General features: G+C 70.3%; 12 protein-coding genes. 3 read left to right on the forward strand and 9 right to left on the reverse strand.

Annotated features, from left to right (window positions below; translation table 11 throughout):
- Positions 1 to 37: 37 nt before the first annotated feature.
- A complete protein-coding gene (locus AruCF_RS20450) occupies positions 38 to 1,486 on the forward strand; it encodes an AlkA N-terminal domain-containing protein (protein ID WP_049078041.1) in 1,449 nt (482 codons plus the stop codon).
- A 448-nt stretch (positions 1,487 to 1,934) separates the two neighbouring features.
- On the opposite strand, the gene AruCF_RS20455 is transcribed toward AruCF_RS20450, so the two are convergent.
- The 8 genes from AruCF_RS20455 to AruCF_RS20490 form a co-directional block, all read right to left on the reverse strand.
- On the reverse strand, positions 1,935 to 2,417 hold the full coding sequence (locus AruCF_RS20455; RefSeq protein WP_049075718.1) for a YajQ family cyclic di-GMP-binding protein: 483 nt from the start codon (positions 2,415 to 2,417) through the stop codon (positions 1,935 to 1,937).
- A 79-nt stretch (positions 2,418 to 2,496) separates the two neighbouring features.
- Positions 2,497 to 3,285 (reverse strand): heme ABC transporter ATP-binding protein, encoded by a 789-nt coding sequence (locus AruCF_RS20460; protein WP_049075720.1) that lies wholly within the window; start codon positions 3,283 to 3,285, stop codon positions 2,497 to 2,499.
- Positions 3,282 to 4,280, reverse strand: a complete 999-nt coding sequence (locus AruCF_RS20465; protein WP_049075721.1) for a FecCD family ABC transporter permease — start codon at positions 4,278 to 4,280, stop codon at positions 3,282 to 3,284. Before AruCF_RS20465 ends, AruCF_RS20460 begins: the two co-directional genes overlap by 4 nt.
- Positions 4,264 to 5,094, reverse strand: a complete 831-nt coding sequence (locus AruCF_RS20470; RefSeq protein ID WP_049075724.1) for a heme/hemin ABC transporter substrate-binding protein — start codon at positions 5,092 to 5,094, stop codon at positions 4,264 to 4,266. Before AruCF_RS20470 ends, AruCF_RS20465 begins: the two co-directional genes overlap by 17 nt.
- Before the next feature lie 10 nt (positions 5,095 to 5,104).
- Positions 5,105 to 6,151 (reverse strand): hemin-degrading factor, encoded by a 1,047-nt coding sequence (locus AruCF_RS20475; RefSeq protein WP_139122210.1) that lies wholly within the window; start codon positions 6,149 to 6,151, stop codon positions 5,105 to 5,107.
- Positions 6,152 to 6,231: 80 nt separating this feature from the next.
- Positions 6,232 to 8,838: a TonB-dependent receptor gene (locus tag AruCF_RS20480; protein ID WP_083036838.1), complete on the reverse strand. Its 2,607-nt coding sequence runs from the start codon at positions 8,836 to 8,838 to the stop codon at positions 6,232 to 6,234.
- A 112-nt stretch (positions 8,839 to 8,950) separates the two neighbouring features.
- Positions 8,951 to 9,949 (reverse strand): FecR domain-containing protein, encoded by a 999-nt coding sequence (locus AruCF_RS20485; protein ID WP_049075730.1) that lies wholly within the window; start codon positions 9,947 to 9,949, stop codon positions 8,951 to 8,953.
- The gene (locus tag AruCF_RS20490) at positions 9,928 to 10,437 is read right to left on the reverse strand and encodes a sigma-70 family RNA polymerase sigma factor (protein WP_049078043.1); all 510 of its coding nucleotides are present in this window, start codon (positions 10,435 to 10,437) and stop codon (positions 9,928 to 9,930) included. Before AruCF_RS20490 ends, AruCF_RS20485 begins: the two co-directional genes overlap by 22 nt.
- 208 nt (positions 10,438 to 10,645) lie before the next feature.
- On the opposite strand from AruCF_RS20490, the gene AruCF_RS20495 reads away from it, so the two are divergent.
- Complete coding sequence (locus tag AruCF_RS20495; protein ID WP_049075732.1) at positions 10,646 to 11,113, forward strand: CopD family protein; 468 nt, start codon at positions 10,646 to 10,648, stop codon at positions 11,111 to 11,113.
- A gap of 127 nt (positions 11,114 to 11,240) precedes the next feature.
- Positions 11,241 to 12,101, forward strand: coding sequence for a hypothetical protein (locus tag AruCF_RS20500; RefSeq protein WP_049075734.1), 861 nt, complete (start codon positions 11,241 to 11,243; stop codon positions 12,099 to 12,101).
- Here the strand turns inward: AruCF_RS20500 and AruCF_RS20505 are convergent.
- The gene (locus AruCF_RS20505; RefSeq protein ID WP_049075735.1) at positions 12,098 to 13,048 is read right to left on the reverse strand and encodes a LysR family transcriptional regulator; all 951 of its coding nucleotides are present in this window, start codon (positions 13,046 to 13,048) and stop codon (positions 12,098 to 12,100) included. The genes AruCF_RS20500 and AruCF_RS20505 overlap by 4 nt on opposite strands.
- Positions 13,049 to 13,074 lie beyond the last annotated feature (26 nt).

Here is a 13,074-nt window from a genome sequence, read left to right on the forward strand (position 1 = left end):
CTAGATCGCGACCGCCGACGGCGCTAGCATGGGCCGCATGAACCTCGACCATGACGCCTGCTACAGCGCCATCCGCGTGCGCGACGCCCGTTACGACGGCCGCTTCTTCACCGCGGTCAAGACCACGCGCATCTACTGCCGCCCGGTCTGTCCGGCGCGCACGCCGCTGTCGCGCAACGTCGTCTTCTACCCCACGGCGGCGGCCGCGCAGGAAGCGGGCTTCCACCCCTGCCTGCGCTGCCGCCCGGAAACCGCGCCCGCCGCCGGTCGCGCCCGCGATTTGCCCGACAGCGTCGCGCGCGCGCTCGGCCTGATCGAACTCGGCGCGCTCGACGAAGCCGGCGTCGACGCCCTGGCCGCGCGCCTGGGCGTCGGCGAGCGCCAGTTGCGGCGGCAGTTCCGCCAGCACCTGGGCGCGTCGCCCGTGGCCGTGGCGCAGACCCGGCGCGTACTGCTGGCCAAGCAACTGATCCACGAAACCCGCCTGCCCATGGCCGAGATCGCATTCGCGGCCGGCTTCGGCAGCATCCGCCGCTTCAATGAGATCTTCCTGGCCCTGTTCGGCCGCGCGCCGGGCGAACTGCGCCGCTCCGGCAAGCCCGACGTCTCGGCCGGCCCGCAGGGCGAAATCAAACTGCTGCTGCGCTACCGCCCGCCCTACGACTGGAGCGCCATGCTCGACTTCCTGCGCGTGCGCGCCATCCCCGGCATCGAACGGGTCACGGCCGACAGCTACACGCGCACCATCGGGCTGGACGGCGCGCAGGGCACCGTGCGGGTCGAACCCGGCGCCGGCAACGCGCTGCAGGCCACCGTCCGTTTTCCCCAACTGCATGCCCTGCCCACCATCATCGCCCGGCTGCGCCGCGTTTTCGATCTGGCCAGCGACCCCGCCGCGCTCGCCGCCCAACTGGCCCACGATCCCGTCATGGCCGCCCTCACCGCCGCCCGCCCGGGCCTGCGCGTGCCCGGCGCCTGGGACGGCTTCGAACTGGCGCTGCGCGCCGTCCTCGGCCAGCAGATCACCGTCGGCGCCGCCATCAAACTCGCCGGCAAGCTCGTCGCCGCCCACGGCCAACCCCTGGAGCAGCCCGACGGCGATCTGACCCACCTGTTCCCCACCCCGGCCGCCATCGCCCCCGTCGACCTCGCCCCGCTCGGCATGCCCCGCAGCCGCGCCGCCACCCTCTCCGCCGTCGCCGCCGCCGCCCTGGCCGACCCGCGGCTGTTCGACACCAGCAACAGCCTCGACACCGCCGTCGCCCGCCTGCGCGAAATCCGCGGCGTCGGCGAATGGACCGCCCAATACATCGCCCTGCGCCAACTGCGCGAACCCGACGCCTTCCCCGCCTCCGACATCGGCCTGATCCGCGCCCTGGAAAAACTCGAATCCCGCGAATACACCCCCGCCCAACTCCTCGCCCGCGCCGAAGCCTGGCGCCCCTGGCGCGCCTACGCGGCCCAGCATCTGTGGGCGGAATACTGAAGAGATTGAAAAGGAATAACGGGCCGCGCCGCCATGCAAGCGCGAGTCACCCCAATGGGCCGGCCCAACAAGACCAAAACCCGCCAATCCCCGGATAAGCCTCTAGCCCCCGCGAGCGCGCCGCGCACACCCTCTCGACGCAGCACGCCGCATATGCAAAAAAAGGCCGCGCAGGGCGGCCTTTTTTCTGCGGGCAACGCAAACCTCCCCGCCCCCCACTGACCTGACAGCGCCGCAAACCTCGACGCCGGTAGCCCGTTGCGCGGGGCGCCTGGGGGGTGGGCAACCTCGATGCGCCCGAGGGAATCTGAAGGAGCAGCCGTAGGCTGTGACGAAGATGACAACGGGGCAGTCCGGAGCGAACGCTCCGGACCGCAATCGCGGGCGCCCACCCCCCAGGCGCCCCGCGCAACGGGCGGCCTACGACGCCCCCGCCGCATCAAACCAGTCAGTCCCGAAAATTCTCAAACTGCAACGGCAAATCCACATCCGTCTTCTTCAACAACGCAATCGCCGTCTGCAGATCATCCCGCTTCTTCCCGCTGATCCGCAGCTTGTCGCCGTTGATCTGGCTTTCAACCTTGAGCTTGGCGTTCTTGATCGCCGCGATCAGCTTCTTGGCCACCGGCTGCTCGATCCCCTGCTTCACCGTGATCTTCTGCCGCGCCCCGCCCAGGTTCTCCAGCGGATCCGCCACATCCAGGCAACGCACGTCGATTCCGCGCGCCGACAGCCGGCCGCGCAGGATGTCCAGCATCTGCTTGAGCTGGAACGCGCTCGACGCCACCTGCGTCACCACGAAACCATCCAGTTCGAATTTCGCATCCGTGCCCTTGAAATCGAAACGGGTGGCGAGCTCGCGGTTGGCCTGGTCGATGGCGTTGGTGAGTTCGTGTTTGTCGACTTCGGAAACGACGTCGAAAGTAGGCATGACACTAAGTCCTGTCGGTAGATGAGGAAAAGGCGGCCGCGGCCGCCGCGATGCCCCATTTTAGCGGGGCTGGCGCCCATCAAGCCATCAGCACCAGCAACCGGTCCGCCTGCAACGGATGCGGCATCACCTGCGCCTGGATGCCGTACGCCAGGAACAGGTTGGCCGGCGTCAGCACCTCGGCCGGCGTGCCCTGCGCCACCGCCTGGCCGCCGCTCAGCAGCAGCAGGCGGTCGCACCAGCGCGCCGCCAGGTTCATGTCGTGCAGGATCACCAGCACGCCCGTGTTGCCCTCGTGCGCCAGCTGCGCCGCCCGTCGCATCAGGTCGGCCTGGTGCTTGGGATCGAGGCTGGCGGTCGGCTCGTCCAGCAGCAGGTAGCGGGCTTCGCCCTGGGCGCGCGCCGCGCGGCATTGCACCAGCACGCGGGCGAACTGCACCCGCTGCTGCTCGCCGCCCGACAGCTGCGGATAGCGACGCCCATCCAGGTGGCTGACGTCGGCCCATTCCAGCGCCTGCCGCGCCAGTTCGTCGACCTCGGCCGGCGACAGTTCCGGAAACGGATAGGCGCCCATTGCCACCACTTCGCGCACGCCCAGGTCGAAGGTCAGCCCGGGCTTCTGCGGCAGCACCGCGCGCTTGCGCGCCTGCTCGCGCGGCGGCATCCCGCCCAGCGCCCGCCCATCCAGCGTCAGGCTGCCACCATCCGCGCCCAGCTCGGCCGACAGCGCGCCCAGCAGGGTCGATTTGCCGGCGCCATTGCTGCCCAGCAGGCCCACCACTTCGCCGGGATGGATCGCCAGCGACACGCGGTCCAGGATGCGCTTGCCGTCGCGCGCCAGGCTCAGGTTCTCGGCGGCCAGCATCAACCGTGCCTCCGGCCGCGCGCCAGCAGCCACAGGAAGAAGGGGCCACCCACCAGCCCGGTCACCAGGCCGATCGGCAGTTCGGCCGGCACCACCACGACGCGCGCCAGCCAGTCCGCCAGCGTCATCACCAGCCCGCCGCCCAGCAGGCAGGCGGGCAGCAGCAGGCGATGGTTGGCGCCCAGCGTCATGCGCACCAGGTGCGGCACCACCAGCCCGACGAACACGATGGTGCCGCTGGCGGCCACCAGCGGCCCGACGATCAGGGTGCAGGCCAGCACCAGCCGCGCCCGCGCCTGCTTGAGCGAATAACCCAGGTGCTGGGCCTCGCGCTCGCCCAGCAGCAGCGCGTTCATCACGCGCCACTGGCGCATCAGCCAGAGCGACAGCAGCAGCACCCACGGCCCCAGGAAGGCCAGCAGCTTCCAGCTGGCGCCGGCCAGGCTGCCCATGTTCCAAAAAGTCAGGTCGCGCAGCTGCGCGTCGGACGCCATGAAGGTGAACAGCCCGATCAGGCTGAAGGCGATGGCGGTGATCGCCACGCCCGCCAACAGCAGCCCCGCCACGCCCGGCACGCGCCGTCCCACCAGATAGGCCGACAGGGTCGCGACCAGGCTGCCGATGAAGGCGCCCGGCGCGGTGTACCAGAAGCCGCCCGGCGTCATCACGATGGCGATGACCGCGCCCAGCGAAGCGCCAGCGGAAATGCCGATCAGCCCCGGTTCGGCCAGCGGATTGCGGAACAGCGCCTGCAGCGCCGCCCCCGAGATCGCCAGGCCCGCGCCCATCACCACCGCCAGCAGCACCCGCGGCAGGCGGATGTCGATCAGCACGTTGCGCCACAGCGCCTGTTCCGGCGTGGGCGAGCCCCACAACAGCGCCGGCAGCTCGCGCAACGGAATCGAGACCGCGCCGCTGGCGCTGGCCGCCAGCACCGCCGCCACCACCGCCACAGCCAGCAACACCAGCGCCAGCGGCGGGCTAGCGCGCCATGGCATGCGCGGCCTCCTGCTTGAGCTGGATCAGCGCCTGCGGCAAGCGCGGCCCCAGCCCCAGGATCAGCAGGTCGTCCATGACGATGATGCGCCGCTTCGCCGCGGCCTGTGTCACCGCGATGCCGGGCAGGCGCGCAAAGCCATCGAGGCCGCCGCTGGCCTGCAGCGATTCGCGCGTGACGATGATCAGGTCGGGCGCCAGCGCGCCGATGGCCTCGGGCGACAGCGGCTTGTAGCCCTGCTGGCCGTCCAGCACGTTGGCCAGCCCGGCCAGGTGCATGACTTCGGCCGCCGCGGTGCCGCGCCCCGCGCCTTGCGGCGCGCCGTTGCGGTTGATCAGCAGCAGCGCCCGCGCGCGCGTAGCCGGCATGGCCTCGGCCTTGGCCAGCTCGCGCGTCACGTCCCGCACCATCTGTTCGCCGGCCGGCGCCACGTCCAGCGCGCCGGCCACGGCGCGGATGCGCGCCTTGAGCGAATCGACCGACGGCGCGTCCGGCACGCTCACCAGCCGCACCCCGACTTCGCCCAGGCGCTTGAGCGCCTCGGGCGGCCCGGCCTGCTCCGAGGCCAGCACCAGGTCGGGCTTGAGCGCAAGCACGCCTTCGACCGGCACCGCGCGGTAATAGCCGACGCGCGGCAACCGGGTCGCGGCCTCCGGGTACAGGCTGGACTGGTCGTCGCCGACCAGCCGGCCGCCCTGCCCCAGGCCGTAAACGATCTCGGTCACGCTGCCGCCCAGCGTCACCACGCGTTCAGGCGGCGCCGCCTGCGCGCCCGCCACCAGCATCCAAGCCGCCACCGCCAGCCATTTCTTCATTGCATCATCCTCAAGCGGCCAACGGCACGCGGCACAGGCCCGACATCAATTCACGCCACCCCGCCAGCTCCGGCTTGCCCGGCTTGCGCTCGCCGAAGAACTGCGCGATCAGATCGCCGCTGGACGAATACAGCTCCAGCGACGTCACCCAGCCATCGCTGGTGGGTTTGTTCACCACCCAGGCCGACGCGATGGCGGTGGTGTCCAGGTGCAGGTTGAAGGTCGGGTCCAGCACGTTGAACCAGGGGCCGGTGCGGCGCAACTGCCGAACCGGGCCGGTGTGGATCTGGATCATGCCGCGGTTGCCCACGAAGCACATGATCGACAGGCCGCTGGCCGCCGCCGACTCCAGCATGCGCTCGACCGACTCCGCCGGCACCGTCTGCGCCAGGTCTTCGCCGGCCGCGGCCAGCGCCGCCAGCCGCGACACCTTGAACTTGCGCAGCAACGGAAAGAATTCGTGCGTGTCCTGCATGCCCAGCCAGGCCTGGCGCCACCGGGCGCTGTCCTCGACGCTCGGCGCGTCGGCGGCGGGCGCATAGGGCGCGGTCTCGGGCCAGCGCGAAGCGCCGGCGAACCTGGCCACCAGCGCGTCATACGCGGCGACGTCGGTGGCTTCGGTGCGGTAGACCTTGTGCACCGCCACGCCCGCGCCGTCGAAGAACTGCAGGCTGTGGCGGCCGTCCTGCTCGACCGCCCAGGCGGACTTCCAGCACGAGAAGAACACGCGCAGGTCGATGTCCGGCCCCAGCACCAGGCCGACCGGTCCGTCGGCCTGGATGTCCAGGTAGGCGCCGTGGCGCTCATGCACGCACCAGTCATTGCGCGTCAGAGCCATCACCGGGCCCAGCGTGCCCAGTTCGCGGAAGATCTCCTGCGGCTGGCCGTGCAGTTCGGTGGCCTTGACGCCGCCACAGCCGGCCGCGACCCATTCGGCCTCGGACACGCCGAGTTCCTGGGCCAGGTTGCGGGCGCGCAGGCCGGGCCTGGACGCCGCCAGCGCGTCGTTGCGGGCGCGCAGCTCGGCGGCGCGGGTCGCGAAATCAGGATGCTTCACTTCTTGGTTCATTGCGGTCTCTCCGGCCGAAATGGAAAATCAGGACTGCCGCCGCTGTCGCGCAGCGGCGGCAGCGCGGGTCAGTATTGATAAGTCAGCGAGACGCGCAGGCTGCGCCCCGGCTCCGTGTACCAGTCAACCGGCCGCGGCAGGGCCGTGGCGCCGGCGGTCGGCACGTTGATCGCTTCCCAGTACTTCTTGTCGAACAGGTTGAACACGCCAGCCTGCACCTGCAGCCCCTTGACCGCCGTCGGCCGCCAGTAGCCCATGAGGTCCACCACGCCGTAGCCGGGCGCCTGGAAGTCGCGGTTGGGCGTCGAGGCGCCGGCCTCCGGGTATTCGACCTTGTTGCGGCGCAGGGCGGTCGTCAGCAGCGCGTCCACGCCCCACACGTCGCGGCCATAGCCCACGCCCAGCACCGCCTTCAGCGGCGCCACCGAGTTCAGGTACTGGCCGGTGCCTTCGTCCTTGCCCACGGCCCACGCCAGCGAACCCCAGGTGCGCCAGCCCGGCGAGAACTTCCAGTGCGCGCTGGCCTCGGCGCCGTAGATGCGTACCTTGGCGCGGTTGACGTTGCCGGTGATGCCCAATGGATACTGCCCGGCCCAGCCCGGCTGCCATTGCGGCGAGTTGGCATCCAGCGGCACGTTGCTGTCGATGAAATTCTGGTAGCGGTTATCGAAGAACGATACCGCGCCGCCGAGCGAATCGGAACCCAGCTTGGCGCCCAGTTCCCAGCCCTTGCTGGTTTCCGGCTTCAGGTAGGGATTGCCGACCCGCAGGTAGGTGCCGGGGCCGCCGTAGTTGGTGTAGAGCTGCGTCGCGCTGGGCGCCTTGAAACCATAGGCGTACTGCGCGTACAGGCTCAGCTCGTCGGCCGCCTTCCAGGTGGTCAGCAGCTTGGGCGAGAAGCGCCCGCCGCTGTTCTCGGGCGGCAACACGCCGCCGTTGCGATTGCTGGCGTAGCTTTCGGTGGACCTGGGCTTTTGCTCGTAGTGGTCGTAGCGCAGCGCCGGCATGACGGTGTAGCGGCCATCGCCGAAGCTGAATTCGTCCGACATCCACAGCGCCCACTGGCTGCCCTTGGACAGCGGCACGTCGGCCTGGTTGGTGTGCAGCATGTCGCAGGTGCGCGGCCCCATCGTCGGCCGGGTGGTCGGCGGCACGGCGGGACAATTGTCATAGCCGCTGGAATTCTGCTCGGTCTTGTTGCCGTACCATTCCCCGCCCAGGGTCCACAGCTGCGAAACGCTGTTGCCGGCCAGCCGCCTGGTCAGCTCGGCATTGGCGCCGAACAGGGTTTGACGGATGGAATTCTTGCGGCCATAGGCGCCGCTGGGAAAGCCATAACTCGGGTCCCGGATGGCCCGCGCATCGCGGCTGCGCTCGCCATCCAGCGCGCTGTCGAGCTGCATGCGCTGCCAATACACCACCGCCGTGGCGCTGTCGATCCAGCCCCCCTCGCCCGGCGCCTTGTAGGCATAATCGAACGACACCCGCTCGCGCTCGGTTTCCTTTCTGGTGGTGTTCTCGCCGATCAGGTAGCTGGTGCCCGGCCCCTGTTCGAACATGCTGTCCTGGGTGGCCTTGCGCTTGAAGTATTCGCCGGTCAGGCCGAAGCGGTGGCCGCCCTCGACGCGCTGCTGCAGCTTGAGCAGGAAACTGCGCTGGTCGTAGTCCTCGGGCGTCGGTTCGCTGCGGCGCGGGCCGTAGCCACCGACGTCGCCGCGGTTGTCCAGCGCATGGCCGTTGCGCACGCCCGCCTGAACCAGCCAGAAGGTATCGCTGTGGATCTGCCCGGCCAGCGCGGCGTTGGCGCCCCAGCTGCTGTCGGCGGTGTCGTAGTCGGTCTTGGCCAGCGCGCCGAAGGTCTTGCCGTCGCTCAGCAGGTCCGAGGGATCGAGCGTGTACAGGTCGGCCATGCCGGAGATGGCGCCCGACCCGCCCGCGCTGGCGTCGACGCCGCGCACGATGTCCAGGCGTGACAGGGAATTGAAGTCCACCGCCTCCAGCCCGCCCTTGACGCCGCGCGCGCCGTCATCGAGCCACGGCAGGCGGATGCCATCCACCCGCGTCAGCACGCGATCCTGGTCAAGCCCGCGAATGTTGATGCTGTTGTTCTGGCGGTTGAAGTTCACGCCCGGTTCCAGGCGCTTGCCCAGGTCGCTCCAACCGCGCACCTGCGCGTCGTCCAGGCGCTTGCGGTCGCTGCGGGTCTCCCACGCCGGCGTGACCGCCGCGCCCTCGCCCTCGACCGTGACCGGTGTCAGCTGCGTCACGCCGCCAGCCGGCAAGGCCCGCAGCACGAACACGCCCGGGCTGCGCTCGCGCGCGGCCAGGCCGCTGCCGGCCAGCAGGCGGGCGAAGCCGTCAGCCACGGCGTAATCCCCGTTCAGGCCGGCGCCACGCCGCTGGCCCACCAGCGCCGCGTCGAACAGCACCGTGACGCCGGCGTTGTCGGCGAAGCGCGACAGGTTCTCGGCCAGCGGGCCGGCCGGAATGCGGTACGTGCGCGCCTGCTCGGTCGGCGCGATCTGCGCCAGCGCGGCGGCGGCCGGCCACAGCGCAACGGCTGGGGCAGCCAGCGCGGTGGCGATGCGCAGCGCCAGGGCCAGGCGGGTCAGTCGGCATGGAACCTCTCGGTTGAGTGAATAGCCGCGCGCGCGGCTGGCGGGGAAATGAGCCATGGTCGTCCTTTCGATCCAACGGGTATCGGCATTCGTCTGCCTCTACTGACCATGACCCGGGAAAAATGCGAACCGGACAACTCCCTCTCGGTTTTTTTGTAACGGCGACGATTCAAGCCTGGCCGACGCGCGGCAGGATCGTCACCCAATACGCGCTGCGATAGCGCACCTGCACCGGCAGCGTGGACGGCAGGGCCGCCAGCACCGCGTCGGTGTCATGCAATTGGAATGCGCCGGAAATCCGCAGCCCGGCCACGGCCGGATCGCAACGCAGCACGCCCGGCCGATAACGGCTCAATTCGGCCGCGAACGCATCCAGGTGCCAGGCGCTGGCGTGCAGCACGCCACGCATCCAGTCGGTGGCGTGCGGATCGGCCGGTTCGGGCCGCGGCACCTCATCGGCGCGCAGCCAGGCCTGCTCGCCCGCCGCCAGCGCCACCCAGGCGCCGGCGCGGCCCAGCATGACGCGGCCCTCCTGGACGCTGACGCGGCACGCCGCGCCCGCGTCCAGCACGCAGAATCGCGCCGCCCGCGCCTGGACATCGCCCAGCCGCGTGCGGACCACGAACGGCCGGGGATGGGTGCCGGCCTCGGCCACCGCGTGGACCGCGATCTCGCCGGCGCGCAGGCGCACCAGCCGCAGGTCGCCGTCGTACAGCACGTCGACGGCGCTGGCCGTGTTCAGGCGCAGTGACGACCCATCGCCCAGCGCCACCTGGCGCTGCTCGCCGGCAGCGCTGCGGTAGTCGGCGCTCCATTCGAACGGACTGGCGCGCCAGGCGGCCCAGCCCGCCGGGCCGGCCACGACCAACGCCGCCAGCGTCTTGACGGCCGCGCGCCGGCCGGCCGATTCGGGCCGGTTCAGCGCCGCCATGCCCAGCGCCGCCGGGACCAGCCCGAGGCGCTGATTGACCCGCTGCGCGCGCTGCCAGGCGTTCTCGTGTTCGGCCTTGCTGGCGCGCCATTGGGCGCAGGCGCGGACGTCGGCATCGGTGGCCCGCTCGGAGCTCAGGCGCATCAACCAGCGCGCCGCTTCGCGCGCGACCTTGCGGTCGACCGCGGGCAGCGCCGCGGCCGCCCACGGCAGGCTCACATCACCGCCAGGATGCATTGTTCGTATCCCTTGGCAATGTAGCGATGCACCGAGCGCGTCGACACATTCAACCGCGCGGCGATCTCGGTGTGGCTGAGGCCTTCGATCTGCGCCATCAGGAACGCCTGCCGCGCCGGCCGCGCCAGGCCGGCCAGCATCTCGTCGATTTCCTGCAATGTTTCGAGGATGAGCAGGCGTTGCTCGGGCGATGGCGCCTGCGCCTCGGGCAAGGCGGCCAGCGCCTCCAGGTAGGCGAGTTCAAGCGAACGGCGCCGATGGTGGTTCAGCAGCAGGCGCTTGGCGATGGTGGTCAGGTAGGCGCGCGGTTCGCGCAGCGCGTCGAGTTCCTGGCGATGGCGCAGCACGCGCAGGAAGGTGTCCTGGGCCAGATCGGCGGCGTCGCAGGAATTGCCCAGCTTGCCCCGCAACCAGTTGTGCAGCCATCCGTGGTGCGCGCGGTAAAGCAGATGGACGGCATCGCCGGAGGCTAGCGCAAGGTTGGACACGGTGGGCTCCCGAACTTTCTTGATCACAAATAAAAATCAATCTTATTCTAAATGGAAACCCCTGATGCGCGTCAAGACGCCCGCCGGCGCCCCTGCCGGATATATGATGGGGACAGATTCGGCCGAGATCTCCCCGGCGGCCTCCGCCCACAGCCAGCCCTTGCCGTCGACATTGCGACGACGCGGCCCATTCCCGAAGCCCGACACCATGCTCTACAGCGCGCTCAAACTCATCCACCTGCTGGCCGTGATCCTGTGGGTCGGCGGCATGCTGTTCGCCCACTGTTTCCTGCGGCCGGCGGCCGCGCAACTGGAGCCGCCGCAACGGCTGCGCCTGATGGACGCGGTGCTCGGCCCCTTCCTGAACGCGGTACTGGCCGCCATCGTGCTGATCCTGGCGACCGGCGCGCTCATGATCGGCCAGGAGGCGGCCCAGGCCGCGCGCAGCGGCGGCGCCTTCTTCATGCCGCGCGCCTGGACCGTGATGGCCGCGGGCGGGCTGGTGATGACGGCCATCTATGGCTACATCCGCGCCGCGCTCTATCCGCGCCTGCGCGCGGCGGTGGCCGCGTCGGAATGGCCGCGCGGCGGCCAGGCCATGGCGGGCATCCGCCGCTGGGTCGGCGTCAACCTGGCGCTGGGGCTGCTGATCGTGGCGGCCGTCTTCCTGCTATAGCCGGGCGCAGCTATCGGCCCGGCTTGGCCGCCTATCGGATTTCTTTGGACTGGTGCAATACGCCGTACATCCGGCGTGGCCACACTGGACCGGACTCTCGCGGGTCTTGAACATACAAGGAAAATCCATGATCAAACGCGTCTTGCCCCTGGCCGCCCTGGGCCTGTCCCTGGCCACCCTCTCGGCCGCCTTCGCCGCTCCCATCGACAACAGCGCGCTGGAGCAGCCCGCCTTCCGTGAACACAAGACCACCTATGGCGTGGTGTACCGCCTGCCCAAGGAAGTGAACGCCGTGCTGGACGCCAAGGTCAACGGCACGCTCAAGCAGGACCTGCTGGCGCTGGGCCTGAAGACCGAGGCCGCAACGCCCAACATCCCGCACGTGACCGTGGTCCACATCCACAGCGCCGACAGCGCCACGCCGCAGCGCATGCTGCGCGCGCTGCCCAAGCCGCCGGCGCCGCTGCAGGTGACGCTCAAGGACTTCTATCCGACCGAAGCCGCCAAGGGCGCGGGCCACCCTTGGTGGCTGGACCTGGGCGTGGTCAAGAGCGGCGCGGGCTTCGAGGCCATGATGGCCTACAACACCGTGACCACCGCCGCCCTGGCGCCGCTGCGCGACGGCCCGCTGCCGCGCGTGACCGGCCCGGTCTACGCCAAGATGGCCGACGCCGGCCGCGAGCTGGTCAAGACCATGGGCGTGAGCGGCGTCAACGTGATGAAGGACGGCAAGGAAGTGCGCGCCCACAACCCGCACACCACGCTGGTCTACAGCATGACGCCGTACGACGCGCGCCTGGCCGACGCCATGAAGCAGGAGTCCGCCAAATTCAACGCCGCGCTGCCCGACGGCATCCAGGCCACCTTCAAGGACGTGTCCATCGTCGAGATCGGTTTCGCCGGCAACGTGCTGCGCGAGATCTACCGCGTCAGCCTGGAAGACGGCTCGGCCATCGACGTGGCCACCGGCAAGCCGGTCGCCCGCTAAGCCGGGACGTCGGCGGCCAGGCGCTCGCGCAGCACGTCGCGCACCTGGCCGCGCAGCCACGCCTGCAACGGCGAGGCGTGCTGGCGGCGCGCCCACACCATCGCCAGTTCCATGCGCCGCAGGCGCGCCGGCATCTCCAGCATCGCCAGCGGGAAATGGCGGCAGTGCGCCCGCGCCACGCTGGCCGGCATGGTGGTGGCGTAGTCGGTCTCCACCAGCACATAGGGCGCCACGCCGAAGCCCGACAGATAGGCCGAGAATGCCATGCGGCCGGCGCCCGGCTTGAGCAGCCGGTCGAAGGTCGTCTCGCGGCCGTACATCTGCTCGAACGCGAACCACTTGATCGCGCCCAGGTCGGCCAGCGTCAGGGCGCCGCGCCCGGCCCACGGATGCCGCGCCGACAGCACGCAGACGCGGCGGTCGGTGTGCAGCGCATCGCGGTGAAAGCGCGCCGGCACCTTGCCGAACAGGCCGATGGCGATATGCAGCCGTTCGGCCTCCAGGTCGTCGGGCGCGAAATCGCCGTGCAGCGACTGGAAGCGCAGCGTCACGCCGGGCGCGGCGCGTTGCAGCCGCTCGATCAGCGGCGCGGCCAGCAGGATTTCGCTGTGCGCGCCGGTGCCGATGTTGACCACGCCTTCGGCGCGCGCCGGATCGAAGGCCTCGGGCGGGCGCAGCGCGGCCTCGATCTGCGCCAGCGCGTCATGCACCGACGCGTGCAGCTCCAGCGCCCGCTCGGTCGGAACGAAACGTCCCTTCACCACCACCAGCAGCGGGTCCTCCAGCCGCAGGCGCAGGCGCGCCAGGTCGCGGCTGATGGCCGGCTGGGTCTTGTGCAGCAGGCGCGAGCTGGCGGTGGCGCTGCGCGTGCGCATGAGCACGTCGAAGGTCAGCAGCAGGTTCATGTCGAGCCTGCGCAGGGAGGGCAAGGAGTGGGGGTCGCTCATGGCGCCATGCTATGCCGTAACGGAAT

Origin of the sequence: Achromobacter ruhlandii, from assembly GCF_002082135.1 — a bacterium.
In the GTDB taxonomy this organism is placed as follows: Bacteria; Pseudomonadota; Gammaproteobacteria; order Burkholderiales; family Burkholderiaceae_B; genus Achromobacter; species Achromobacter ruhlandii.

Excerpts from the sequence above, each read along its gene's own strand:
- AruCF_RS20450 (WP_049078041.1), top strand. The coding sequence starts at position 38 with ATGAACCTCGACCATGACGCCTGCTACAGCGCCATCCGCGTGCGCGAC.
- AruCF_RS20455 (WP_049075718.1), bottom strand. The coding sequence starts at position 2,417 with ATGCCTACTTTCGACGTCGTTTCCGAAGTCGACAAACACGAACTCACC.
- AruCF_RS20465 (WP_049075721.1), bottom strand. The coding sequence starts at position 4,280 with ATGCCATGGCGCGCTAGCCCGCCGCTGGCGCTGGTGTTGCTGGCTGTG.
- AruCF_RS20470 (WP_049075724.1), bottom strand. The coding sequence starts at position 5,094 with ATGAAGAAATGGCTGGCGGTGGCGGCTTGGATGCTGGTGGCGGGCGCG.
- AruCF_RS20480 (WP_083036838.1), bottom strand. The coding sequence starts at position 8,838 with ATGGCTCATTTCCCCGCCAGCCGCGCGCGCGGCTATTCACTCAACCGA.
- AruCF_RS20485 (WP_049075730.1), bottom strand. The coding sequence starts at position 9,949 with ATGCATCCTGGCGGTGATGTGAGCCTGCCGTGGGCGGCCGCGGCGCTG.
- AruCF_RS20495 (WP_049075732.1), top strand. The coding sequence starts at position 10,646 with ATGCTCTACAGCGCGCTCAAACTCATCCACCTGCTGGCCGTGATCCTG.
- AruCF_RS20500 (WP_049075734.1), top strand. The coding sequence starts at position 11,241 with ATGATCAAACGCGTCTTGCCCCTGGCCGCCCTGGGCCTGTCCCTGGCC.
- AruCF_RS20505 (WP_049075735.1), bottom strand. The coding sequence starts at position 13,048 with ATGAGCGACCCCCACTCCTTGCCCTCCCTGCGCAGGCTCGACATGAAC.